A 24,828-nucleotide genomic window follows, 5' to 3' on the forward strand; every position below is an offset into this window, starting at 1 on the left:
GAGCCTACATGGACGTATTCACGGCGTCCCGCGCGCCGAACTGGCGACCCGCTGAGACAGCGCGTGCGACAGCGCCCTAAGCGCGACGATCGCGCCGTCCGCCCTGCGCACCCCGATGCTTCGGGCTGCCGTTGCGCGCGGCATGGGCATGCGGGCCAGCCTTGTTCGCATCGCCGTGTGCGTGTCCATGCCCGCGATGCGGCTTGCCAGCCTTGGGCGCGCCCTGCGGACGCGGCGCCGAAGCGTTCCTGCGCGGCGCGCTCTGGCCACCCGGCTTGCCTGCGGCTGGACGCTTGGCCATCGCCGGGCCATCGAGGCGGATCGGACGCGAAGGCTCGTAGCCATCCACGGTTTCCATCGCGATGTCGGCCTTCAGCATGCGCTGGATCTGGCGCAGCAAGGGTGCTTCATCCGGAGCAACCAGCGACAACGCTTCGCCGCTGGCGCCGTTGCGACCGGTACGACCGATGCGGTGCACGTAGTCTTCCGCGACCATCGGCAGGTCGTGGTTGATCACCAGCGGCAGATCGGGAATGTCCAGGCCACGCGCGGCGACGTCGGTCGCCACCAGGATGCGCGTGCGGCCGCTCTTGAACTGGTTCAAGGCGTTCTGGCGCGCGGCCTGGCTCTTGTTGCCGTGGATCGCCACCGACGGCAGGCCGGCCTGGTCCAGCTGTTTGCACAGGCGATCGCAACCATGCTTGGTCTTGCCGAACACCAGCACGCGCTCGCTGTGGCGGGCGGCGAGGATGTCGATCAGCAGGTCACGCTTGCGCGACGCATCCACCGGATGCACGCGGTGGACGATCGTCGAGGCGATGGTCGCCTGCGCGGCCACTTCCACCTGCTTCGGGTTGCGCATGAATTCCAGCGCCAGCGCCTTGATGCGTGCTTCGAAGGTCGCCGAGAACAGCAGCGTCTGGCGCTGCGCCGGCACGCGCGCGAGGATGCGCTTGATCGCCGGCAGGAAGCCCATGTCGAGCATGCGGTCGGCTTCGTCGAGCACCAGCATTTCGATCGCGTCGAGCTTGGCGGTGCCGCGTTCGATGTGATCCAGCAGACGGCCCGGGCAGGCGACCAGCACGTCGACGCCGCGCTGCAGGTTGTTGATCTGCGGCTGCATGCCGGCACCGCCGTACAGCGTGGTGACGTTGATGCGCAGGTGGCGCGCATAGGTCTTGAGGTTGTCGCTGACCTGCACCGCCAGCTCGCGGGTCGGCACCAGGATCAGCGCGCGCGGCTTGCGCGGTCCGCGCACGCCCATGTTCTTGGACAGGTGCTGCAGCAGCGGCAGCCCGAACGCGGCGGTCTTGCCGGTGCCGGTCTGCGCACCACCGAGGACGTCTTCGCCGGACAGCACCAACGGGATGGCCTGGGCCTGGATTGGCGTGGGCGTGGTGTAGCCGGCGTCCGCGAGCGCACGCAGCAAGGCCGGCGAAATGCCGAGGGTTTCAAAGTTCATTGTTTGCTCCAAAGTGTGTCCGCACGGCCTGTGCCGTGCGATGCCCCGGAGCTTTCCTGACGCGCTGCGAGTGCTGGGTATGACGCTCCCGATTATCCGGAAACGTGTCGGCGCAACGAGAGACGTGCGTGGGAAGGCGGGGCTTGGAGCCCCGCGGGGATTCCGGTTGGAAAACGGATCCGCCGTGCGCGAACCCGTTTAGTCTACCCCATTCAGCTACGCCCTGCCTTAACGCTTGTCAATGGGCGTATAGGCGCGGTCTTCCGGACCGATGTAATTGGCGCTCGGGCGGATGATCTTGCCGTCCTCGCGCTGCTCGATCACGTGCGCGCTCCAGCCGGTGGTGCGGGCGATCACGAACAGCGGGGTGAACATCGCGGTCGGCACGCCCATCATGTGGTAGGCCGATGCGCTGAACCAGTCGAGGTTCGGGAACATCTTCTTGCTGTCCCACATCAGCGTCTCGATGCGTTCGCTGACGTCGAACAGCGTCTGGTTGCCGCCGTCCTTGCACAGCTTGCGCGAGATTTCCTTGATGATCGGGTTGCGCGGATCGCCGATGGTGTACACCGGATGGCCGAAGCCGATGATGATTTCCTTCTTCTCCATCCGCGCCTTGATGTCGGCCTCGGCTTCGTCGGCGGTGCCGTAGCGGCTGATGATGTCCATCGCCACTTCGTTCGCGCCGCCATGCTTGGGTCCGCGCAGTGCGCCGATCGCGCCGGTGATGCAGGAGTACATGTCGGAACCGGTGCCGGCGATCACGCGTGCGGTGAAGGTCGAGGCGTTGAACTCGTGCTCGGCGTAGAGGATCAGCGACTTGTCGAGCGAATCCGCGTGCAGCGCCGACGGCGGCTCGCCGTGCAGCAGGTGCAGGAAGTGCGCAGCTGTCGTCTCGTCATCGGTTTCGACGTCGATGCGGCGGCCGTTATGGGTGAAGTGCCACCAGTACAGCAGCATCGAACCGAAGCTGGCGATCAGGCGATCGGCGATGTCGCGCGCTTCCGACACCGGATGGCCTTCGCGTTCCGGCAGCACCGTGCCCAGCACCGAGCAGCCGGTGCGCATCACGTCCATCGGATGCGCATTGGCCGGCACCAGCTCCAGCGCGTCGGTGACGATCGCCGGCAGGCCGCGCAGGCGCTTCAGCTTGGTGCGATAGGCCTTGAGCTGCGACGCGGTCGGCAGCGAACCATGCACCAGCAGGTGGGCGACTTCCTCGAAGGTGGATTGCGTCGCCAGGTCCTTGATGTCGTAGCCGCGGTAATGCAGGTCGTTGCCGCTGCGGCCGACCGTGCACAGCGCGGTGTTGCCGGCGGCGGTGCCGCTCAGCGCGACGGATTTCTTGACCTTGGGAAGCACTGGGTTGGTGTTGTCGCTCATCGGGATTCCTTGTGATTACTTGTTCTGCGAGAACAGCTGGTCGAGCTTGTCTTCGTAGGCGTGGTAGCCGAGGAAGTCGTACAGCTCGGCGCGGGTCTGCAACGTGTCGATGATGTTCTTCTGCGTGCCTTCGCGGCGCACGGTTTCGTAGAAGTTCAACGCCGCCTTGTTCATCGCGCGATAGGCGCCGCAGCAATACAGGGCGATGTCGACGCCGGCATCGCGCAACTCGTCGGTGGTGAAGAACGGCGTGGAGCCGAACTCGGTGAGGTTGGCGAGGATCGGTACTTTCACCGCCGCCTTGAACTTGCGGTATTCGTCGATGGTCTTCATCGCCTCGGGGAAGATCATGTCGGCGCCGGCCTCGACATAGGCCACCGCGCGTTCGATCGCCGAATCGATGCCTTCGACCGCGGCGGCATCGGTGCGCGCCATGATCACGAAACCGGCGTCGGTGCGGGCATCGACCGCAGCCTTGACGCGATCGACCATCTCGTCCTTGGTCACCACTTCCTTGCCGGGACGATGGCCGCAGCGCTTCTGCCCGACCTGGTCTTCCATGTGCACGGCGGCGACGCCGATGCGCTCGAAATTGCGGATGGTGCGGCCGATGTTGAACGCCCCGCCCCAGCCGGTATCGATATCGACCAGCAACGGCATGCCGGTGGCGTCGACGATGCGACGGGCGTCGGTCAGCACGTCTTCCATGGTGCTGATGCCGAGGTCGGGCATGCCCAGCGAGTTGGCGGCGACGCCGCCACCCGACAGGTACAGCGCCTTGTAGCCGGTGCGCTTGGCCATCAGGCCGGCGTAGGCGGTGATGGCGCCCATCACCTGCAACGGGGTTTCTTGGGACAGGGCGGCGCGGAACTTGGCTCCATTGGAAGCCAGGGCGCCGGCGGAGGCAGGGGAATTCATGCGGACTCCGGGAAAAGGACAATTTTAAGCCAGCCGGGACCGTGGCGGAGTGACATGACTTTCGGCAGGGAGAACGGCCGGCGGGCTGGTGTAGCGTGGGACGGATCCAGGAGGAGATCCCGCCATGTCACGCCAACGCCTGCTACCGGGTGCGGTCGCGCTCGCCATTACGCTGTGCACCACACCGTCGTTCGCCGCCACCGGCTACAACAAGCCGCCGGAGCCGATCCTCGGCACGATGCATACGCCGCTGCCGCCGTCGGCGCTCGCCGATCCCAGCAATCGCACCCTGCTGATGGTGCAGCAGGCGCAGTACCCGTCGATCAAGCGCGTCGCCGAGCCCTATCTCAAGCTGGGCGGCGTTCGCGTCGAACCGCGCACCCATGCCCGCCACGATGCCTCGAACGGCTACGGCATCCGCACCTGCCTGGAAGGCTTCAGCCTGATCGACATCGCCAGCGGCAAGGAACGCAAGATCGCCCTGCCCGCCGGCGCCTGCCCCGGCATGCCGGGCTGGTCGCCCGATGGCAAACGCTTCGCCTTCAACAACACCGTCGCCGATCACGTCGAACTGTGGATCGGCGATGTCGCCAGCGCCAGCGCGCACCGCATCGATGGCGTCGTCCTCAACACCATCCTCGACAGCGAGATCCAGTGGCTGGACGGTGGCAACACGCTGCTGGTCAAGCAGGTTCCGGCGAATCTCGGCAACGCGCCTTCCCGCAGCGAAGCGCCGATCGCGCCGGAGATCAAGGAATCGCTGGGCGGCAAGGGCGAAAGCAGCACCTACGAGTCGCGCGACACCCTGACCGGCCCCGAAGACGAAGCGCTGTTCGACTACTACACCACCTCGCAACTTGCCAAGGTCGACATCGCCACCGGCAAGATCACGTCGTACGGCAAGCCCGCCGCGATCGCCGGCATCGATATCGCGCCGGATGGCAAACACGTTCTGTTCGAGACCTTGAAGCGCCCGTACTCCTACGTCACCACCTGGGAGCGTTTCGCCAAGGACACGTCGGTGCTGGATACCGGCGACGGCAGCGTGAAAGTGATCGACACCTCGCCGGTCGCCGATCGCGTTCCGGTCGGCGGCGTGCCCACCGGTCCGCGCGATTTCGGCTGGCGCGCGAATGCACCGGCAACGCTGATCTGGGCGGAAGCCCTCGATGGCGGCGACTGGAAGGCCAGCGTGCCGAATCGCGACAAGGTGATGATGCAGGCTGCACCGTTCACCGCCAAGGCAACCGAAGTCATGCGCACGCCGCAGCGTTTCAGTGGCATGTCATGGCTGGCGCAGGGCGACGAGCCCTTCGTCTACGAATACGACGCCAACAAGCACTGGGTACGCGTCACCCGCATCGATGTCGCGTCGCCCGGCAAGGCGCCGAAGGTCGTCTGGGACTATTCCACCGACGAGAAATACAAGGCGCCCGGTTCGCTGGTGATGCAGCGCCAGCCGAATGGCGCGGTGGTCGTGCAGGAAGACGGCGGCAAGGTCTACCTGCGCGGCAATGGCTCGTCGCCGCAGGGCGACCGTCCCTTCCTCGATCGCTACGACCTCGCCAGCGGCAAGACCGAACGCCTGTTCCGCAGCAGCGCCGATGCTTACGAGCGCGTCGGCTCGGTGTTGCCGGGCGGCACCCGCTTCCTGGTGTCGAAGCAATCACCGGTCGATCCGCCCAACGTCTTCATGGCGACACTGGGCGCGGCGACGACCGCTGCCGATGGCGAAGCCGCCTACGCGAATTCGACCACGCCGGTGACCCACATCGCCGATCCGATGCCGCAGGTGCGTGGCGTCAAGAAGCGCCTGGTGACCTACAAGCGCAAGGACGGCGTCGATCTCTCGTTCACGCTGTACACGCCACCCGGCTACAAGGAAGGCACGCGCATTCCCGCCGTGCTCTACGCCTATCCGCTCGACTACGCCGATCCGTCCAAGGCCGGCCAGGTCAGCGGCTCGCAGAAGACCTTCGACTTCCTGCGCGGCTATCGCCTGTTGCTGCTCGCCGGTTACGCGATCATCGACAACGCGGCGTTCCCGATCGTCGGCGATCCCAAGTCGGCCTATGACACCTACATGGACCAGCTTGTCGCCGATGCCCAGGCCGCGGTCGACAAGGCGGTGGAACTTGGCGTGGTCGACCGCGATCGCATCGGTGTCACCGGCCACAGTCACGGTGCATTGATGACGGCCAACCTGCTCGCCCACACCAACCTGTTCCGCGCCGGCGTCGCCACCAGCGGCAGCTACAACAAGACGCTGACGCCGTTCGGCTTCCAGAACGAACGGCGTTCGCTGTGGGCTGCGACGCCCGTGTACGAACAGGCGTCCGCGTTCTTCCACGCTGACAAGATCAAGTCGCCGCTCCTGATCATGCATGGCATGGACGATGCCAATCCCGGCACCGAGCCGATCCAGGGCCCCAAGCTGTTCCAGGCGATCCGCGGCCTTGGCGGCACCACGCGCCTGGTGATGCTGCCCTACGAGCCGCACTGGTACACCGCGATGGAATCGAACGAGCAGGAGGTCTACGAAATGCTGACCTGGTTCGATCGCTACGTGAGGAACGCGCCGGCGCCGCAGGCCACAACCAAGTAAGTCTTGTCGCCAGTTGCATATCGAAGAAACCCCGCGCGAGCGGGGTTCTTTTATATTGCCCAGGCACAATCAGGCAACAGATTAAAGGGAGCTAGTCGTACTTCGCAGCGCGATTAGACCGCCTATTTTTTAATCTTAATACACCTCTACTGCATGGCATCGGCAACCTTGGAACCACAACAGTGCAGAAACAGTCTTTGGAGAATTTGAGCAGTTGTCGCGAGATGAAATCAGATTTGGCCAGAAAATACTTAACGGGAAGCCATTTCGAAATACATGTACTCGTCGAAGCGCCGTCGCCGCTAAACATCCCACAATTAACTAGCCGACCAATCAATACTCGCGCAAGCATACATCTAACGATCGTAATCACTGAATAGCAAAAAGGCGCACGCAGTACGCGGACATTCGTTATTTATCGTCTTTTGAGAGGGAAATAATCATTCCCCGTTTCCATTACAACAGCTCCAGCGCTGACAAACAAATGAGAGCCTGGATCCTCGAAATCACCACAAGTATTTGTCGAGTGATATTTATTTATAATCACCTCTGTGACCCGCAAACCTCGCAGCCCCACTTGAACAGGAGAGAAATTGAATCTCTCTAAGAATTGCTTGGCGCTCAAGGTTTCCACGCTAACAGATTTAACCGGTATTGATTTACCGCAAACCTCGATGTAACCACCGGAAATGTGAACATTCAGTCCTTTGATCTTTTTCTCCTGATTAGCATCCAATCCAACCGGCTGCCCTAGGTCATAGGGCATGCCAACTGACCAATTTCCAGTGAGTACGCGAGGAATATGATCTCCACTCTGCACTGTTGAAAGCATTGTCACAAGAAACACAACTAAAATTCGCATATCGACGCTCCTTTAATGACTACTGTCGTAGTGGCCATTTGCATAAATGTCGTACTCGCTTCGCCGACGAGCCATCAAACTTCGTATTTCCACCAGCTTCCCACGGACGCGCGCATGACCATATGCAGTGAAATTTTGCTCCGTAACTCGCACTCCTGATACCACATTCTTGAAAAGTGTCGAACCCGCATAGCCACGAACATTGAAAGCGAACGACACAAGCGCATCGAACTTCTGCTGACTGACTGCCACCCCTAAATCATTTACACTTTTCTCAAACTTTCCAAGGTCAGATCTTAAAAGAACTTCAGCTTGTTCTTTTGTAATGCCATTTCTGAAATCTTCACATTTCCCACAATTGTGCCCCCAACCGATGGTTCCATTACCAAATCCATCATCCTTTGCAACCCAAGCACCAAGCTTTTTGTCATAAGTTCCGTTCCAACCTTCCCAATCTTTAATAAAGTCCAATCCAACTTGACTGGTCGTCATAGACTTTCGAGTATTCGGAGTAGCTGGTTGGTATGCGCTTTCCCCTGTATATCCACTACTAAGCCTATAAGGATCGCCTGGACCTTCTGGCAGCCTTCCATCAGGATCCGAAAATTTGTACGGGTTGTTATAGGCATAATCGTAACGATTAAATAGTGCCCCCGTACTTGCATCTGCTTGTACTGGATCGGTCGAGAGAAACCTCCCGATGGTTGGATCGTAATAGCGCTGCTGCATGTAGGTCAGCCCAGTCTGGCTGTCCATCACATGTCCGGTATAGCCAACTCGATCGTTGTTGGCCCTGCCGATGACATTGCCATAAGGCTCATACTGCGTCCGCTCGATTACTTGCCCCGCCTGATTGGTAATCGCCACTGGGCTACCCAGCGCATCGGTGTGCTCGTACTTAAGTTGTCCCGTGCTTGTCGTGTAGTTGTATTCCAAGCGTGCCAACACGCTTCCGCCCAGATAGATTTGAGGAATATTCAGCGTCTGCCGCTGATCTTGCTGGAACATCAGCTGTCCCGAGCTGGAATACACCGACAGGATGCTGCCCTGCGTTGGATTCCAGTTCATTACCCGGCGACCCAGGCCGTCATACCGGTAGTAATCCTTCCCCGTCGTCTCGCGCAAGCGGTTGCCATAGTCGAACGAGTAGTTCTGGCCACTCTTGTTTTGCAGATTGCCCTGCGCGTCATAACTCAGGGCGACTACAGCCGACCCCGCCGTATTGTTGATCTGCGTCAGTCGATTGGTACCGTCATAGATGTAGTTGGCATAGTCCTTGACCCCTGCCAGCTTCCACGAAGTGATGTTGTCCAGCGCGTTGTAGGTGTAGCGATGCCAGTTGTCGGTGCCGCCGAAGCTGCCCGAACCGGCTCCTGTCAGACGATCCAGACCGTCATAAGTCATCCAGCGACTATTGAGGCTGTAGTTCCCGGCGCCTACCAGTTCGTCGATGGTGGATCCGACATTGCCGTTGGCATCGTAGTTGTAGACATCGTTCAGCACGCCACCACTATCCATGCTGCGGGCAGGCATCTGCCGAGCGTTTTGGGTCATCGTGTGGACGATGCCGTTGCCGTAGGTGAACTGGCTGATTGCACCATTAGGGTAATAACTCACTCCCGAGGCCAAGGTGCCCCAGCCACTCGTCACTTGTGTTGGCTGGCCAAGTGCATTGTTGGTGAAATTGGCGCTGAACCCATCCGGATAGGTATTGGCTGCCAGACTGGCATTAGCGTCATAGCCATAACCGATGCCCCAGCTATACCAGCCCGACTGACTCGAGGTCTCTCCGCCCAACAATCGGCGATGGTTGTAGCTATAGGCATTCACCACAGGCGTGCCATTACTGCCGCTGTTATAGGCAGTGATCTGAGATGGCAGCCCATCTGGGGTGTATTGCCAATTCTGATTGCCCACGCCATCCGGGAAGGACAAGGTCAGCACCCGATTGCGAGCGTCGTAACTGCGATCCACCCTTCGTCCTGAGCCATAGGCCGCGGAACGTGAGTTCGTGCATTCGCTGGCGTTGTCGTAATCCCCGCCGCGCAGACCCGAAGCATTCCACGCGAGGTTGCCTGCTGCGTCGTAGTCCATCAGCGTCGCGCCGGTTTCCGGCTCCAGTGTCTTGCACAGCTGCATGTAGCCATCATAGCTATAGCTACGCGTCACACTGACGGCCGAATTGACATGATCAGCTTGCTTGATCGTCAGCGGCATCCCGAAGAAATTACGGGTGATGGTGACGTCCTTGTTCTCCGGTTGTGCACTCCACGCTACCTGGTCGTAGCTTGGCTGGTCATAGACCTGATAACCATTGGTGGTCTGGTACCCGCGCGGGTTTGTAGTGCGTACCTGGAAGCCGATCAGGTATTCCGTCGTGGTGGTCAGCGTCCCCAGTTCCGAGTCCTGCTGGACCTGCATGACGCGACTCAGGGCGTCATAATTGGTGCGCACCCCCACATCCGAAACAATGGTTGAAGGATACGACTGGAATATCTTTCTTCCTACAACATCGTAAGAGATTTTGGTATAGCGGTTTGTACCCCCGACATTCGCCGAGTCATATTCGAGCACCAAAACAGGGCGCCACATTGCATCGTAATAAGTAAGGGTGATGTGGTTTCCGACAGCCTCATAGCGTCGCCACTGTCCCGTCTGGATTCCAGGCGGCACCCATTCACCCGCCGTCGCTTGGAAATTGATCGTCTTGGTGTTGTAGTTGAACGTCGGCTCGTTGGGATAGACGATGGATGCAAGCCGTCCCATGGCGTCATAGCCATAGCCAGTTGAAAACCCGTTTTCATCGGTAACTGCTGTGATCCAGCCGTTGTCGTTGACGATCGCGGAGACTGAAGCTCCATCGGCGTACTGGACGGCCTGCGGAATCCCTCGCTTCCAGTTGCTGAACGTCGTCGTATTGTTATTGCCGTCCTTGCTCGTCGCCAACGTACCGTTGGCGTTGTAGGTCATCGTCGCCTTGAGCTTCTCGAAGGCGTAGGTCTGCAGCATCAGCGCTGTATTGGCGTCGTACTCGTTGCGGGTATCGACCAGGTTGGTATCGGCGTTGTAGTGGCGTTTGATCTGACCCAACACCCAATGCGTGGTGTCGTTGTAATACTCGGTGACGTCGGTCCTGCTGTACCCCAACGAACTCCATTTCCCGACACTCGCCGGTCGCGCATAGGTGTCGTAGCTGTTCACATAGCTGCTGAAGGTGACGCCATCCTGGCTGATCGTGGTCTGCCGGAGTGGCGTCCACCGATTTTCGACAGCCGCGTTCACCCGGCCACGCATGTCGCCGCCAATATAGGACGGCCACGGATACGGATTGGGACCATTGCCCGCGGGAAAGGTCGCATATCCAAAATCGGCACTTTTCATCAAGGTGCCGTTGCTGGCGTAATTCTCCTGTCTCAGGAGAAGGTTTTCCGTTTCATCAAACTTGTTGCTGAAAATGCTGCGCTGACGGACGCCTGCGGGATCAACCACATCGGTCCATACCGTCGTGACGCAACCAGCACCACACTGGCTTTGCCAACTGGCATTGGAAGCGGAATACGAATAGTTCCAGGTCTGGGTGCTGATGCCAGGGCCGGAGAATGTTCGCTGGGTGATCGCGTAACTGCGCCAGTCGAGAGGGAAATAGGTGAAGCCATCCTCGGTTGTCTCGCCCCCATAGCAGATGCGAGGCACATTCGACCGGCCAAACGGCGTGCCCTTGAAGGTGAAGCTTTCGGTCACCCCGCTAGGTGCAGTGGCCGATCCGGTGGCCGTGGGGCTATAGCTTGACGAGGCCGTTCCGTTGCAAGTTCCTTCGTTCGGATTCAGCATGTCGTCCAGCAAAGCAGCCGAAGAAAGACCGGCAAAGCTGTAGCTCCACGCCGAACCGTCGGGCTGGACCACTCGGGTCAACGAGCCGTTGGTCGTTTCATAGCTCCAGGTCCGGCGCGTGCTTCCGGTTCCCGCGCCGATGACGATCGATGTGCCACTTCTCGTGATATCAACGTGCCGACCATCGCTGCCATCGATTTGCGTGAGCAAACCACCGCTGTATTGGTAATTGACGTAATTTCCAAAGCGATCCTCGACGCGCGTGACCAGCATCGCGCCATAGCGGCGATCGAGGGTTTCGTAATCGTTCCAGTTGAGTGAATCGGCAGTCGTATAGACGAGATAGTTGAACCAGTATTTGGTTCCATCCGGAGCGAGGCCAAGAAAGGCTTCTCCCGGCATCCCGTTTGCCGTGCTCGACAAGCAGGAAAACTCCCAACGCCCGGTGGAAATCGCGACGTAAGTGCCGCCATTGGTCGGTGTAATCGAGGGGCTCTTGAATACCTGCTCTTCATTGCCTTGGCCATCCACCAACTGATAGCCATTCCACCAGTCATCCGATGCCCAATGATGGGTACCGTAATAAGTCGAGATGACGCTGGGTGCCGAAAAGTAAGTGCAGCGTGCATTGTTGCTTCCGGCAACCTGCCAGCTGGTCGGACTTGTCGGTTTTGCCTGGCTGGCATAGGACGTCATGGTCTTGAAGCGCGGGATTTCCAGTTCCCAATCCCCCAACATGTTGCCGGAGGTCTCGACGGCCTTACCTAACTCCCGAACCCGAAATGTCCGGGCGATTTGAATCGACGGGCCAATGCCGGGAAGATCGATATCGACTTGGCGGAACTGCATTCCGCCATCGCGCAAATTGATTGCTTCACCAAATGGCGCTGCCCCACTCCCTTGAAGTGCTTGTCCCCTGTCGATCTGCTTCGAATATTCCTGCTCGGACTGCACCGTTCCGGCAGTAGCGCTCGCGCACATGATTCCAAGAACGACGACAGCGATCGCTGTCTGAACCAGAAGACGGCATTGCCCCATTGTTTCCCCCGAATATCGTGCATGAACACGCCCAGCCCCGACTGGAACTATTCGAGGAAAATGCAACGACTGTCAAGCCTCCCCAAAAGCAAGCCAGTTCGCCACCTGAATAAGACAGGATGAATGGCGGAATTGGGGAAAGTTATTCGACTTTAGGTTGAACAAGATCGAGGCGCTTTGATGTTGCGGCCATCCATCTACGTATGTCTTGACAAATATTCATCCATTTGGTTGAATATAGTCATGAGCACGCTCGATCTCGCCTTTGCCGCCCTCTCCGACCCGACGCGTCGCCGCATCGTCCAGCGCCTGTCGCGCGGACGCACGCGCGTCACCGATCTCGCCCTGCCCTTCGACATGTCGCTGAACGCGGTGTCCAAGCACATCAAGGTGCTGGAGCGTTCCGGCCTCGTGCGTCGGGAAAAACAAGGACGCGAGCACTACCTCGAACTGCGAGCCAAACCGATGCGCGATGTCGCCCGCTGGATCTCCCGCTACGAACGCTTCTGGAACCAGAAACTGGATTCGCTCGACGAATTCCTTGCCAACCAACCCGATGAGGAACAACAGCCATGAATGCCTTGATGAATGCAGTGCAGATGCAGGGTCGCAACGCGCAGGTGATGGGACCGCACTCGATCAGCATCACACGCACCTATGACGCCAAGCCGGAGAAGGTGTTTCGCGCCTGGACCGACCCCGCGAGCATCAGTGCATGGCTGACCAAGGGCGAATACGCCAGCGCCGATGTCCGTCCCGGCGGCCTGTTCTATCTCGAAATGCGCGGGATGGAGAAAATCAATCCGCACTATGGCCGTTACCTCCGCGTCGACAGCCCGCATACGCTTGAACACACCTGGGTGAGCGAATGGACGCATGGCAAGGAATCCGTGGTGTTGATCGAACTGAGCGAACGCAACGGCAAGACCGAACTGACGTTGACGCACGATGGCCTGCCCACCGAAGAAATGGCAGAAGCGCACAGGGGTGGCTGGACCAGCTTCCTCGACGAACTCGGTCCGCGTCTCTGATTCGAACGAAAGGAGACTGTCGTGAAATCGGGAATCTTTCTCGCAGCATTGGTCCTGTCGTGCATGGCATCGCCGGCCGCCTATGCCGATGAATCGCGGCTCGCGCCGATGCCGGCGCAACTCGAGACGCGTTTCGCGCTCAGCGCGTTGCCGCCTGCCCTGCGCGAGGGCGCAACGGTCTGGCTGCTCGATCCGGCGAAAGGCTATCGACTGTCGCGCCAGGGCACGAACGGCGTGGACTGCCTGGTCGAGCGCACCGTCTGGGAATGGAACGAATTGCGCGACGACGTCTTCGTTCCGCTGTGCTACGACAAGGCCGGCAGCGATACGCTGCTGAAGGTGATCATGGATGTCGCCACCTTGCGCGCGGACGGCAAGACAGCCGCCGCGATCAAGAGCGAAGTGGAACGCCGCTATCGCGCGAAGATCTACCGTGCGCCGTCGAAAGCCGGCCTCTCCTACATGGTCGCGCCATTGATGCGCGCCAAGGGACCGCCCGACTTCGCCCTGCACACCATGGCGATGCCACACCTGATGTTCTACGCCCCCGGCGTCACCAATGACGACATCGCGGCCAAACCGGATCTCGCGGACCGTGCCAGCCTGCAATGGCCGTTCGTCGACCGGCAGGGCAATGCCGAGCAGAGCTATTTCATCCAGATGGTCGGTGAAACCGAGAAGGCGAAGATCCTCGCCGATGAAACGCAACTGGTCGATGATTTGTGCAGCTGGAACCGCGTGCTCTGCCTCGAGCACGCGCATCGCTGAATCAGTGCGTGAAAAACAAAACGCCGGGTTTCCCCGGCGTTTCTGTTTCGATTCTCAATCCTGGAAGATTCAGAGCAGATGCGCCACGCCAGCGCGCTCTTCTTCCAGTTCCGCCAGCGTCTTGTTCATCGCGGCGCGGCTGAAGTCGTCGATTTCCAGACCTTCGACGCGGGTGTATTCGCCGTTCGCGGTGATCACCGGCACGCCATAGATGATGCCTTCCGGAATGCCGTAGCTGCCGTCGGACGGCACGCCCATCGTCACCCACTCGCCGTTGCTGCCGAGCGCCCAGTCGTGCATGTGATCGATCGCCGCGTTCGCCGCCGATGCCGCCGACGACAGGCCACGCGCCTCGATGATCGCCGCGCCACGCTTGCCGACGGTCGGGATGAAGGTATTCGCGTTCCAGTCCTGATCGTTGATCATGTCCTTCAGCGACTTGCCATCGACGGTCGCGAAACGGTAGTCCGGATACATCGTCGGGCTGTGGTTGCCCCACACGGTCAGCTTCTTGATGTCGGCGACGGCGACATTCGCCTTGTTCGCTAACTGCGACAGCGCGCGGTTGTGGTCGAGGCGCAGCATCGCGGTGAAGTTCTTCGCCGGCAGGTCCGGCGCCGACTTCATGGCGATGTAGGCGTTGGTGTTGGCCGGATTGCCGACCACCAGCACCTTGACGTTGCGGCTGGCGACCTTGTTCAGCGCCTTGCCCTGCACGGTGAAGATCTCGGCGTTCTTCAGCAGCAGGTCCTTGCGCTCCATGCCCGGGCCACGCGGCATGGCGCCGACCAGCAGCGCGTAGTCGGCGTCCTTGAACGCGACTTCCGGATCATCGGTGCCGACCATGCCGGCCAGCAGCGGAAACGCGCAATCCTCGAGCTCCATCATCACGCCCTTGAGCGCGGCCTGCGCCTTGTCGAGCGGCAGCTCGAGCATCTGCAGGATGACCGGCTGGTCCTTGCCGAGCATTTCGCCGGAAGCGATGCGGAACAGCAGGGCGTAGCCGATCTGGCCAGCGGCGCCGGTAACGGCAACGCGAACGGGTGCTTTCATGTGTGTACTCCGATGTTTGGGGGATTCAGGACAATTCCGCGAAGAATTCCTGGAAACGTTGCAGGCCGGGCGCCAGCTGCGGCGTCGGGCAGGTGTAGCTGATGCGCAGCGCGCGCGGTTCGCCGAAGGCCGAGCCCGGCACGCAGGCCACGCCCTTGGCTTCGAGCAGCGCATTGCACAGGTCGATGTCGTTGGCGATCACCTTGCCGCCGTGCGATTTGCCGAAATAGGCGCTGACGTCCGGGAACACGTAGAACGCGCCCTGCGGACGCGGGCAAACGACGCCTGGAATCGCGTTCATCACCGCCATCACCTGGTCGCGCTTGGCCTGGAATTCCGTGCACTTCTCGGTCGGCACGTCCTGCGGGCCGCTGAGCGCGGCGATCGCCGCCGCGGTGGTCACTTCCGGCAGGTTGGTAATGTGGTTGGAATTCATCGTCACCACCGCCTTCGCGACCGTTTCCGGGCCGGCCATGAAGCCGACGCGCCAACCGGGCATGCCGTAGGTCTTGGACAGCGAATCGATGAAGATCACGCGCTCCTTCAGTTCCGGACGCGCCTGCACGAAATTGTGGTAGCCGATGCCGTCGAACACCATGCGGTTGTAGATGTCGTCGGTGATCACCCAGGTGTCCGGATGCTTCACGATCACGTCGGCGAGCGCGCTGATCTCGTCCTTCGTGTAGACCATGCCGGTCGGGTTGTTCGGATTGTTGAACAGGAACACCCGCGGCTTCTTCGCCAATGCGGCGTCGAGTTGCGCCGGCGTCAGCTTGTAGTCCTGCGACGGCGGGCATTCCAGCAGGTCGATCTTCGCGTTGACGATGTCGGCGATGTCGAGATAGCTGGTCCAGTACGGCGCGGCAAAGGCGATGGTGTCGCCTTCGTCGAGCAGCGCTTCGGCGAGGTTGTAGATCACGTGCTTGGCGCCGATGCCGGTGGCGCAGTTGGCCGCGGTGTAACCGGTCAGGCCAACCTGCTCAATGTGTTTGAGGAAGGCGGCGATCAGCGCATCGGAACCGCGATTGCTGCCGTACTGGCCGCTGTCGTGCGACAGCGCGTCGCGCGCGGCGTCATACACATGCTGGCCCGGCAGGAAGTTCGGAACACCGATCGAGAAGCTGATGATGTCGCGACCGGCGGCTTTCAGCGCCTTGGCTTTCTCGGCCACCTGCATGATGGCACTGGGCTTGGCGCGGCCGATGCGCTGGGACAGTTGAGGCATGGGGAACGGTCTCCGGATTCACCTGTCGGGAAGGCGGAAATCTCGCCTTCGGAAGCCAAAAATGTTAGCACAGCTGCCGCATTGCAGCATCACTCAAACCCATGTGGATCAAGGGCTGCGGCGCGCGTTGGGGCTCCGTCGGCACGCACTGGTGCGCGGGTCACCTGCCCGCCGTGCGGGACGCCGTGAATACGTCCATGTAGGCTCATGCGCCGCATCCATGCGGCGCAATGCCCGCGCATCGGAGTGGCGCCCCACTTCCGCGCGCGTGTTGTTGCTCCAAGGAAGAAGCGAAAAGCCTGCCACCGGCGGCGCCGTGCGGTTCGTCCGCTGTGGCCGACCATTCCGCCGCATGGATGCGGCGGAGAGCCTCCATGGATGGATTCACGGCGTGTCGGACACAGCGGATAACCGCTAAAGGCGCAGGGCCGGGCAAGCTTTTCGCGATGACGCCAGCAGCGTCTGCTTAGCGGAGTTTTCCCTTCGTGCTGGCGAACACATCCACCGCCAGGCTGAAAGTGCGGCTTTCGCCCGGATGCATGGCGCCGACGCCGACGACGTGTCGACCGACTTCCTCGCCGCGTTCGTTGCGGATCGCGATCACCACCGAGTACTCGATCGGTACGCCGCCCGGCGGCTGCGAGAGCGTGCCCTCGATCGCCAGCGGACGATCGAGCGCCTTGCGGATCGACGCTTCGCCGAACCGCAAATGCCCCTTGCACGCCGGACAGACCGGCGCGCTTTCGAGGATGGTCGCCTTGCAGTGCGGACAAGCGCGCGTCGCGCCGATCTCGCCGGCTTTCGGCACGGTTCCCGCGCGCGGCAGGCTCATGCTCATACCGAGGTGCTGTTGGCCTCGCGCTTGGTGGCGTCGTCGCTGTTGTTGTCACGCTTCGCCGGCGCGTTGTCCCAGTTGCCGCATTCGACGCGGCCGCGCAGGCGCGAACCGGATGCGACGGTCAGGGTGTCGGCCTTGATGTCGCCGTTCATCGCGCAGGTCGCGAGCAGTTCGACGCGATTGGCGGAATGGATGTTGCCGTCGAGCTCGCCGGCCACGATCACCTTGTCGGCCTTGACGCTGCCATCGAGCTTGGCGCCCTGTTCAACGGTCAGGTCGCCCTTGACGTCGACGTCGCCCTTGAAGCGACCGGCGATGCGGACGTGGCCGGCGCCCTGGATCTTGCCCTCGATGGTGAGGTCGCTGGCGATGACCGATTCCTTCATCGCGGGCGAGGAAGCGGGGACGGCGCGGACGGGGGAGATCGATTCGGGATTGGCGGACATGGCAGCACTCGCGGTTTCGTTGCGGGTCGGATTGATCGGCGCAGCCGCCGGAGACGGCTCCGCTTGCGGGAAAAGTGCCGTGTCCTTTTTCGGCTGGGTCGGGTCTTTCCAGATTGCCATGATCACCTCGGGGGAAAGGGCAGCTGTGCTGCTGGGGCCACCGACCATACCACGGCTCGATTGCAATTGAATCAGCCGCTTGCGTGGTGAAACGAACCTACATCCTGAATACGCCGAAGCGCGCCGGTTCGATCGGCGCATTCAGTGATGCCGCCAATGCCAGCCCGAGCACGCAACGGGTGTCCCTGGGATCGATGATGCCGTCGTCCCACAATCGCGCGGTGGCGTAATAGGGATTGCCCTGGTCTTCGTATTGCTGCCGGATGGGCGCCTTGAACGCGTCTTCGTCTTCCGCGCTCCACTGGCCGCCCTTGGCTTCGATGCCATCGCGGCGCACCGTCGCCAGCACGCTCGCGGCCTGTTCGCCGCCCATCACGCTGATGCGCGCATTGGGCCACATCCACAGGAAGCGTCCGCCATAGGCGCGTCCGCACATCGCGTAATTGCCTGCGCCGAAACTGCCGCCGATCACCACGGTGAACTTCGGCACCGACGAGCACGCGACCGCGGTGACCATCTTGGCGCCGTCCTTCGCGATGCCGGCGTTCTCGTATTTCTTGCCGACCATGAAGCCGGTGATGTTCTGCAGGAACACCAGCGGGATGCCACGCTGGTTGCACAGCTCGATGAAGTGGGCGCCCTTGAGCGCACTCTCCGAAAACAGGATGCCGTTGTTGGCGACGATGCCGACCGGACAGCCGTGGATATGCGCGAAGCCTGTCACCAGCGTCTTGCCGTAGCGCGCCTTGAATTCCTGGAATTCGCTGCCGTCGACGATGCGCGCGATCACTTCGCGGATGTCGAAGGGCTTGCGGGTGTCCTGCGGCACGATGCCGTAGAGCTCGTCGGCGGGGTAGAGCGGTTCGCGGTTCGCCTGCAGTTCGACCGGCAGTGCGCGCTTGCGATTGAAGGTGGCGACGATGTCGCGGGCGATCGCCAGCGCGTGGTGGTCGTCTTCGGCGAAATGATCGGCAACGCCCGACACCGAGGTGTGCACATCGGCGCCGCCGAGTGCTTCGGCATCGACCACTTCACCGGTTGCGGCCTTCACCAGCGGCGGACCGCCCAGGAAGATCGTGCCCTGGTTCTTGACGATGATCGATTCGTCGCACATCGCCGGCACGTAGGCGCCACCGGCGGTGCAACTGCCCATTACCACCGCGACCTGCGGGATGTTGTCGGCGCTCATCCGCGCCTGGTTGTAGAAGATCCGGCCGAAGTGTTCGCGATCGGGGAAGACTTCGTCCTGCAATGGCAGGAAGGCGCCGCCGGAATCGACGAGGTAGACGCAGGGAAGATGGTTCTCCCGCGCGACTTCTTGCGCGCGCAGGTGTTTTTTCACCGTCATCGGGAAATAGGTGCCACCCTTGACGGTGGCGTCGTTGGCGACGATCACCACTTCCTGGCCCATGACGCGGCCGATGCCGGTAACGACGCCGGCAGCCGGCGCGGCATCGTCGTACATGCCCTCGGCGGCGAGCGCATTGAGCTCGAGGAAGGGCGAGCCGGGATCGAGCAGGGCATCGATGCGATCGCGTGCGAGCAGCTTGCCGCGTTCGGTGTGCTTGCGTCGCGCGGCTTCGCCGCCGCCTTGCGCGGCGCGTTGCAGGCGCGCATGCAGTTCGTCCGCCAATGCCTGATGGTGCGCGGCGGTTGCGGTGAATTCGGGGGAACGCGAATCGATCTGTGACTTGATGACGGGCATGGCGAGTAGTGCACGAACGAGGCCGACAGGATACCTGTTGGCAAAAGAAAGGCCCGCTTGCGCGGGCGACGGGCCATAAAGAAAGGCCCGCTTGCGCGGGCCTTTCGGATCACATCCTGGAAGGATGGATTACTTCTTGACGGCGTCGGCAGCAGCCTTGGCCTTGTCGCCAGCGGCCTTGGCAGCGTCACCAGCGGCCTTGGCGGCGTCGCCGACCTTGGCAGCGGCGTCGCCGGCGGCACCGGCAGCAGCGTGGGCAGCGTCGGCACCAGCGGCCTTGGCAGCGTCGGCGCCAGCAGCGGCAGCGTCGCCAGCCTTGGCAGCGGCGTCACCAGCGGCCTTGGCGGCGTCGCCAGCGGCAGCAGCGGCGTCGGCAGCAGCGGCCGGAGCGGCAGCGGCGTCAGCCGGCTTGGCGGCAGCGTCGGCGGCGGCCGGAGCAGCAGCGGCGTCGGCCGGCTTGGCGGCGTCAGCAGCCTGGTCGGCCGGCTTGCAAGCGGCCAGGGCCAGGGTAGCGGCGGCGAAGAGAGCAGCGATCTTCAGGTTCATTCGAATGTCCTCGGATATTTCGGTTGTGGAGTTACAGCGGTTGGAACTCTGTTGCCGAAAAGCCGCCAGCAAGCTGGCGGCCTCTCGCGATCGTGGTTACCGATCGATTACTTCTTGGCTTCGGCCTTGGCGGCGTCGGCACCCTGCTTGGCAGCGTCCTTGGCCTTGTCAGCAGCCTTGGCGGCGTCCGCAGCGGCGTCGGCGTGAGCGTCGGCAGCGGCGGCCGTCGGAGCGGCAGCGGCGTCGGCAGCCTGCTTGGAAGCAGCGTCGGCAGCAGCAGCGGCGGCGTCGGCACCGGCCTGGGCAGCCTGGGCGGTCGAAGCGTTGGCGCCGGAAGTGGCAGCGGCCTGGTCAGCGGACTGCTGGGCAGCGCTGGCAGCCTTGTTGGCGTCGGCGGCGGCATCGCTGGCCTGCTGCGAATTCGAGCAAGCGGAGAGCGCGATACCCATGGCCAGTGCCAGGAGAGCCTTGTTCATGGTCATGTCGGGATCCTCGTGAGTGGGTGGGTAACGCGAACGATGGCGCGTTGGGTCCCATCATGACCCAATGCTGAGCCGTGTCAAGAACCTTGGCCGGTTTTTTTGCCGATTGCGTTGGGGCGGATTTAGAGCAGCTTCAGTCCCGTCTTCACGCCAATTCAACAGCCATGGCGGTGGCTTCGCCACCACCGATGCATAGCGAGGCCACGCCGCGCTTGGCGCCACGGGCCTGCAGCGCATGGATCAGCGTCACCAGCAGTCGCGCGCCGCTGCAGCCGATCGGATGGCCGAGGGCAACGGCGCCACCGTTGACGTTGAGCTTGTCGTGGGGAATTCCGAGCGCCTTCATCGGCGCCATCGCGACAACCGAGAACGCTTCGTTGACTTCGAACAGATCGACATCGCCAACCGACCAGCCGGCCTTTTCCATCACCTTGCGGATGGCTTCGATCGGAGCGGTGGTGAATTCTTCGGGCTTTTGCGAATGCGTGGCGTGGGCAACGATGCGCGCCAGCGGCTTGGCGCCGGCTGCCTTGGCGGCATCGGCCGACATCACCACCAGTGCGGCGGCGCCATCGGAAATCTTGGAAGAAGACGCGGCGGTCAGCGTGCCTTCCTTGCCGAAGGCCGGGCGCAGGCCGGGAATCTTGCTGATGTCGATCTTGCCGGGCTCTTCGTCGGCGTCGACCACGACATCGCCCTTGCGGCCCTTGACCGTCAGCGGGGCGATTTCGGCCTTGAAGGCGCCGGATGCGATCGCGGCCTGGGCGCGGCGCACGCTTTCCGCCGAATAGGCATCGACTTCCTCGCGGCTGCAGTCGAGCGCCTTGCAGGTGGCGTCGCCGAAGACGCCCATCGCCTTGCCGTCTTCCGGGTTGGTCAGCCCGTCCCATGCCATGTGGTCGAGGAATTCGGCGCTGCCGTAGCGGATGCCGGTGCGCGAACCGTTGAGCACGTGCGGGGCATTGGTCATCGACTCCATGCCGCCGGCGATCACCGCGTTGGCGCTGCCTGCCTTGATCAGGTCGTGGGCGAGCATCACCGCCTTCATGCCGGATCCGCAGACCTTGTTGATGGTGGTGGCGCCGGCCTTGTCGGGGATGCCGGCAGTGCGCGCCGCCTGGCGCGCGGGCGCCTGGCCGAGGCCGGCCGGCAACACGCAGCCCATGATCACTTCGTCGATCGCATCGGGCTGGACGCCGGCGGCTTCGACTGCAGCGGCAATGGCGGTCGCGCCGAGGGTCGGCGTGGGGACGCCAGTGAACTGGCCGAGCATGGAGCCGATGGCGGTGCGCTTGGCACCAACGATGACGATGTCAGACATGGGGTTCCGGTCTGGAAGGGGGGACAGTCCTCGATTATCGCCCAGACGGTGGCGGCCTGCGACGCATTAAGCATTCGCCTCGCATTCCCGCCTTGCCATCGCGCATCCCGTCGCGCTACAAATTCGCAACATCGATCACGTTCCGGGCATGCCCGGATACCCCTTCGGAGGGAAGGTAGCAATGATGATTCCGCCGCGTCACGCGTTGTCGACCGCCATTGTCCTGGCGATATCGTCCATGGCCCTGACCGCCTGCGGGGGCGGGGGCGGAACGAAATCGTCGGGTTCGGGGGGGACGACGGTGCCGCCGCCGTTCACTCCGACCATCGCCAACGATTCCACCCTCACCAACATCACGCCGCCGAGCATCGCCGCCGAACCGGCGCCCGCGACCTTTTCGGACCCCAATCTCGCGCAGATGCATGTGCTGATCAACGATGCCGGCGCGTTGGGCGCGGGCAAGATCGGCGCCGGCATCAAGATCGGTTTCCTCGATACCGGCATCGACCGCAACAACCCGGCGCTGGCGGGCCGCGTGCAGTTGCCGGAATACATCAGCATCGATCCCGCAACCAACAACACCGCCGTCGACGACGTGGTCGGTCACGGCACCATCGTCGCGTCGCTTGCGGCGGGCAAGCCGATGGCGGCGAATTACCTCGACACCAACAACAACGTCGTGCGCACGTCCACCTGGCAGGGCGGCGTGGCGCAGGGCGCGACCGTCATCTCGTCGCGCATCATCAACGACGCTCCGCCGGTGGACGATGGCACCGGCCAGGGTGGCAATCCGATTGGCGCGGGCCAAGGCTATGGCGCTTATTTCCAGGCAAGGAACACGGAGCTCGCCAACGCCGGCGCCAAGATCATCAACAATTCCTGGGGCGGCTTGTACTGGAACGATCCCGCGCTGTCGCTCGAACTGCAGACGGCATGGAAGGACTTCGTGGTCAATCGCGGCGGCCTGATCGTGTTCGCCAGCGGCAACGACGGCGCCACCGCAGGCCTGCGCCCGAATCCTTCGGATAACGCGATGCTGCCGAGCATGGATGGAGGCGACGCGACGCTGGCGAAAGGCTGGCTGACGGTAAGCGCGCTCGACCCCAACAATCCGACGCAGCTCACCTCCTATTCGCAGCAGTGCGGCGTCGCGATGAACTATTGCCTGGTCGCGCCGGGCGACGTCGTGGTCGCGCAGCACTACAACTCGTCCTCCGCATACGGCCTCTACAACGGCAGCGGCACCTCGTTCTCGGCGCCGCAGGTGAGCGGTGCGGCCGCCGTGGTCTGGGCGCAGTTCCCGTATTTCAACAACGACCTAGTGCGGCAGACGCTGCTCGGCACCGCGAAGGATCTTGGCGCGGCCGGCGTCGATCCGGTATTCGGCTGGGGCCTGCTTGATGTCAGCAAGGCAGCGAACGGTCCGGGCAATTTCGCCTGGGGCGATGTCACCGTTTCGTTCTCCGGCAGTTCCATCTGGCGCAATTCGATCATTGGCGCGGGCGGCCTGATCAAGCAGGGCGATGGCACGCTGTCGCTGACCCAGGCGCAGTCCTATACCGGCGCGACGCAGGTGCAGGGTGGTGCGCTCGATGTTCGCCAGGGGTTGGCCAATTCGGCGCTGTCGATTTCGTCCGGCGCCAGCGTCTTTGCCAGCGGGACCTTCGGCAAGACGGTGAGCAATTCCGGGTTCTTCATCAACGGACGCGATTCCGGCGCCACCATCGTTGGCAATTACACCCAGGGCGCCAGCGGCAATCTCGGCATCTGGCTGGGCACGCCGCTGCAGGTCAATGGCACGGCGTCGATCGCGGGACAACTCAGCTTGCTGGGAACGCGCAGCAACTACACCACGCAAGCCAAGGAAACGCTGCTGAAGGCCAACGGCGGACTCTCGGGCACCTTCGCCAGTGTCAAGGCGGCGCCGAACGTGTTCCTCGATGCGACGGTGAGCTACGACCCCAATAACGCCTTCCTCAACATCAATCGCATCAACGTGAGTGCCGCGGCCGCGGGCCTGGGCCTGACGACGACGGCAGTCGCCTCGGCGACGCGCGTCGAAAGCGCGATGACGGCGATCGATGGCCAGATCGCCAAGGGCACTGGCGCCATCCCGACCGGTTTCATCGACGGCGCGGCAGCGATCCAGCAATCGCCGGACGCGCGTGTCGCCGAACGCACGCTGTCGTCGTTGTCCGGACAGTTGCAGGCGGCCTCGGCGACGATGACGCTGGAATCGCTGGATGCCGGTCGCCACGCACTCGATCGCCGCTTCGCCAATCTGTCGGATGATGCCCTGCTGAAAGGCGCGTGGTCGCAGGACTTGCAGCGCGATGGCACGCTGGCGCAGTCGGGATTGAACAGCCTCGGCATGAATGTCGATGGCCAGATGTCGGGTTACGACCAGCGCATCGGTCAGAACGCGGTGGTTGGCATGGCGATGAGCCAGACGCGGCTCAATGGCTGGATGAGCGCGTTGGGCGATCGCGCCCAGGGTCACCAGTCCGAAGCGCAGATGTATGCCGGGTTGTGGCGTGGCGGCTGGTTTGCCTTGGGTAGCGCCGGCGCCGGCCGTTTCGATCGCCGCACCGACCGGATGCTCCAGCTTGGCCTCGACAATGAAGGCGCGAGTGCCCTGCAGCGCGGCAGTTACACATTCGCGAATGTCGAGGGCGGCTACCGCTTCGCGTTCTCCGGCCTGGCGCTCACGCCATATGTCGGAACGCAGTACGCATCGATCCGCAACGAAGGGTTCCGCGAATTCGATGCTTCCGGTTTCGGCTTGCAGGCGAATGCCTGGCGCAACGATCGCTGGCAGGGCTATGCGGGGCTGCGCATGAGCCGCGACTGGCGCCTGGCGAATGGCTGGCGTGTCGGAGTTGAAGCACGTGGCGAGTTTCAGCAGTTGCTGCATGGGAACGACACGCTGATGGCGAGCTTCACCGGCGTCGATCAGTGGATGCCGGTGAGCGGATTGGGTCTGGCACGCCAGGGCAGCCTGTTCGGGCTCGGCTTCAATCTCGATCCGTCGGTGCGGACGCATTTCCGCTTCGACCTGAGCCAGCGTAATAGCTCGCTGGGCAATGCGCGGACGTGGATGGCACGTTACGAGCGTGCGTTCTGAACGGTCATTACCAACCGGAATGAAAAACGCGGCCATTGGCCGCGTTTTTCATTGGATGCCCGAGAGATGC

The 24,828-nt window shown here is 62.3% G+C and carries 18 protein-coding genes; 5 read left to right on the forward strand and 13 right to left on the reverse strand.

What is annotated here, in order from left to right:
• Positions 1–76 precede the first annotated feature (76 nt).
• The 3 genes from ABE093_RS08020 to prpB all read right to left on the reverse strand — a co-directional run bounded on the left by ABE093_RS08020 (position 77) and on the right by prpB (position 3,763).
• Complete coding sequence (locus ABE093_RS08020; protein ID WP_430760356.1) at positions 77–1,462, reverse strand: DEAD/DEAH box helicase; 1,386 nt, start codon at positions 1,460–1,462, stop codon at positions 77–79.
• 228 nt (positions 1,463–1,690) lie between these two features.
• Entirely contained in the window at positions 1,691–2,845 is a 1,155-nt protein-coding gene (prpC, locus tag ABE093_RS08025; protein WP_430760357.1) for a bifunctional 2-methylcitrate synthase/citrate synthase, read from the reverse strand.
• 15 nt (positions 2,846–2,860) lie between these two features.
• On the reverse strand, positions 2,861–3,763 hold the full coding sequence (gene prpB / locus ABE093_RS08030; RefSeq protein WP_430760358.1) for a methylisocitrate lyase: 903 nt from the start codon (positions 3,761–3,763) through the stop codon (positions 2,861–2,863).
• A 124-nt stretch (positions 3,764–3,887) separates the two neighbouring features.
• Here prpB and ABE093_RS08035 point away from each other — a divergent pair, with 124 nt between their 5' ends.
• Positions 3,888–6,368 carry a prolyl oligopeptidase family serine peptidase gene (locus ABE093_RS08035; RefSeq protein WP_430760359.1) on the forward strand — a complete coding sequence of 827 codons (2,481 nt, stop codon included), beginning with the start codon at positions 3,888–3,890 and terminating at the stop codon, positions 6,366–6,368.
• Between the two features lie 415 nt (positions 6,369–6,783).
• On the opposite strand, the gene ABE093_RS08040 is transcribed toward ABE093_RS08035, so the two are convergent.
• Both ABE093_RS08040 and ABE093_RS08045 read right to left on the reverse strand, forming a co-directional pair.
• Complete coding sequence (locus ABE093_RS08040) at positions 6,784–7,230, reverse strand: hypothetical protein (protein ID WP_430760360.1); 447 nt, start codon at positions 7,228–7,230, stop codon at positions 6,784–6,786.
• A 12-nt stretch (positions 7,231–7,242) separates the two neighbouring features.
• Positions 7,243–12,015: an RHS repeat-associated core domain-containing protein gene (locus tag ABE093_RS08045; RefSeq protein WP_430760361.1), complete on the reverse strand. Its 4,773-nt coding sequence runs from the start codon at positions 12,013–12,015 to the stop codon at positions 7,243–7,245.
• 327 nt (positions 12,016–12,342) lie between these two features.
• Here ABE093_RS08045 and ABE093_RS08050 point away from each other — a divergent pair, with 327 nt between their 5' ends.
• From ABE093_RS08050 to ABE093_RS08060, 3 genes are read left to right on the forward strand one after another with little or no spacing between them, the layout of a single operon-like run.
• Complete coding sequence (locus tag ABE093_RS08050; RefSeq protein ID WP_430760362.1) at positions 12,343–12,675, forward strand: ArsR/SmtB family transcription factor; 333 nt, start codon at positions 12,343–12,345, stop codon at positions 12,673–12,675.
• A complete protein-coding gene (locus ABE093_RS08055) occupies positions 12,672–13,130 on the forward strand; it encodes an SRPBCC family protein (protein ID WP_430760363.1) in 459 nt (152 codons plus the stop codon). The genes ABE093_RS08050 and ABE093_RS08055 overlap by 4 nt, the downstream gene beginning before the upstream one ends.
• 21 nt (positions 13,131–13,151) lie before the next feature.
• A complete protein-coding gene (locus tag ABE093_RS08060; RefSeq protein ID WP_430760364.1) occupies positions 13,152–13,898 on the forward strand; it encodes a hypothetical protein in 747 nt (248 codons plus the stop codon).
• 69 nt (positions 13,899–13,967) lie between these two features.
• Here the strand turns inward: ABE093_RS08060 and ABE093_RS08065 are convergent, their stop codons facing one another.
• The 8 genes from ABE093_RS08065 to ABE093_RS08100 all read right to left on the reverse strand — a co-directional run bounded on the left by ABE093_RS08065 (position 13,968) and on the right by ABE093_RS08100 (position 21,634).
• Positions 13,968–14,951 carry a malate dehydrogenase gene (locus tag ABE093_RS08065; RefSeq protein ID WP_430760365.1) on the reverse strand — a complete coding sequence of 328 codons (984 nt, stop codon included), beginning with the start codon at positions 14,949–14,951 and terminating at the stop codon, positions 13,968–13,970.
• Between the two features lie 25 nt (positions 14,952–14,976).
• Entirely contained in the window at positions 14,977–16,176 is a 1,200-nt protein-coding gene (locus ABE093_RS08070) for an aminotransferase class I/II-fold pyridoxal phosphate-dependent enzyme (protein ID WP_430760366.1), read from the reverse strand.
• 466 nt (positions 16,177–16,642) lie between these two features.
• Positions 16,643–17,008: a hypothetical protein gene (locus tag ABE093_RS08075; protein WP_430760367.1), complete on the reverse strand. Its 366-nt coding sequence runs from the start codon at positions 17,006–17,008 to the stop codon at positions 16,643–16,645.
• Between the two features lie 2 nt (positions 17,009–17,010).
• On the reverse strand, positions 17,011–17,580 hold the full coding sequence (locus ABE093_RS08080) for a bactofilin family protein (protein WP_430760368.1): 570 nt from the start codon (positions 17,578–17,580) through the stop codon (positions 17,011–17,013).
• 97 nt (positions 17,581–17,677) lie between these two features.
• Positions 17,678–19,285: a carboxyl transferase domain-containing protein gene (locus tag ABE093_RS08085; RefSeq protein ID WP_430760369.1), complete on the reverse strand. Its 1,608-nt coding sequence runs from the start codon at positions 19,283–19,285 to the stop codon at positions 17,678–17,680.
• Positions 19,286–19,414: 129 nt separating this feature from the next.
• Positions 19,415–19,831: a hypothetical protein gene (locus tag ABE093_RS08090; RefSeq protein WP_430760370.1), complete on the reverse strand. Its 417-nt coding sequence runs from the start codon at positions 19,829–19,831 to the stop codon at positions 19,415–19,417.
• A 107-nt stretch (positions 19,832–19,938) separates the two neighbouring features.
• Positions 19,939–20,307 (reverse strand): hypothetical protein, encoded by a 369-nt coding sequence (locus ABE093_RS08095; RefSeq protein ID WP_430760371.1) that lies wholly within the window; start codon positions 20,305–20,307, stop codon positions 19,939–19,941.
• 151 nt (positions 20,308–20,458) lie between these two features.
• Positions 20,459–21,634 carry a thiolase family protein gene (locus ABE093_RS08100; protein ID WP_430760372.1) on the reverse strand — a complete coding sequence of 392 codons (1,176 nt, stop codon included), beginning with the start codon at positions 21,632–21,634 and terminating at the stop codon, positions 20,459–20,461.
• A gap of 238 nt (positions 21,635–21,872) precedes the next feature.
• Between ABE093_RS08100 and ABE093_RS08105 the strand changes: the two genes are divergently transcribed.
• A complete protein-coding gene (locus ABE093_RS08105) occupies positions 21,873–24,758 on the forward strand; it encodes a S8 family serine peptidase (RefSeq protein ID WP_430760373.1) in 2,886 nt (961 codons plus the stop codon).
• Positions 24,759–24,828: the final 70 nt, after the last annotated feature.

Origin of the sequence: Solilutibacter silvestris (assembly GCF_050574925.1) — a bacterium.
Lineage (GTDB): Bacteria > Pseudomonadota > Gammaproteobacteria > Xanthomonadales > Xanthomonadaceae > Solilutibacter > Solilutibacter silvestris_A.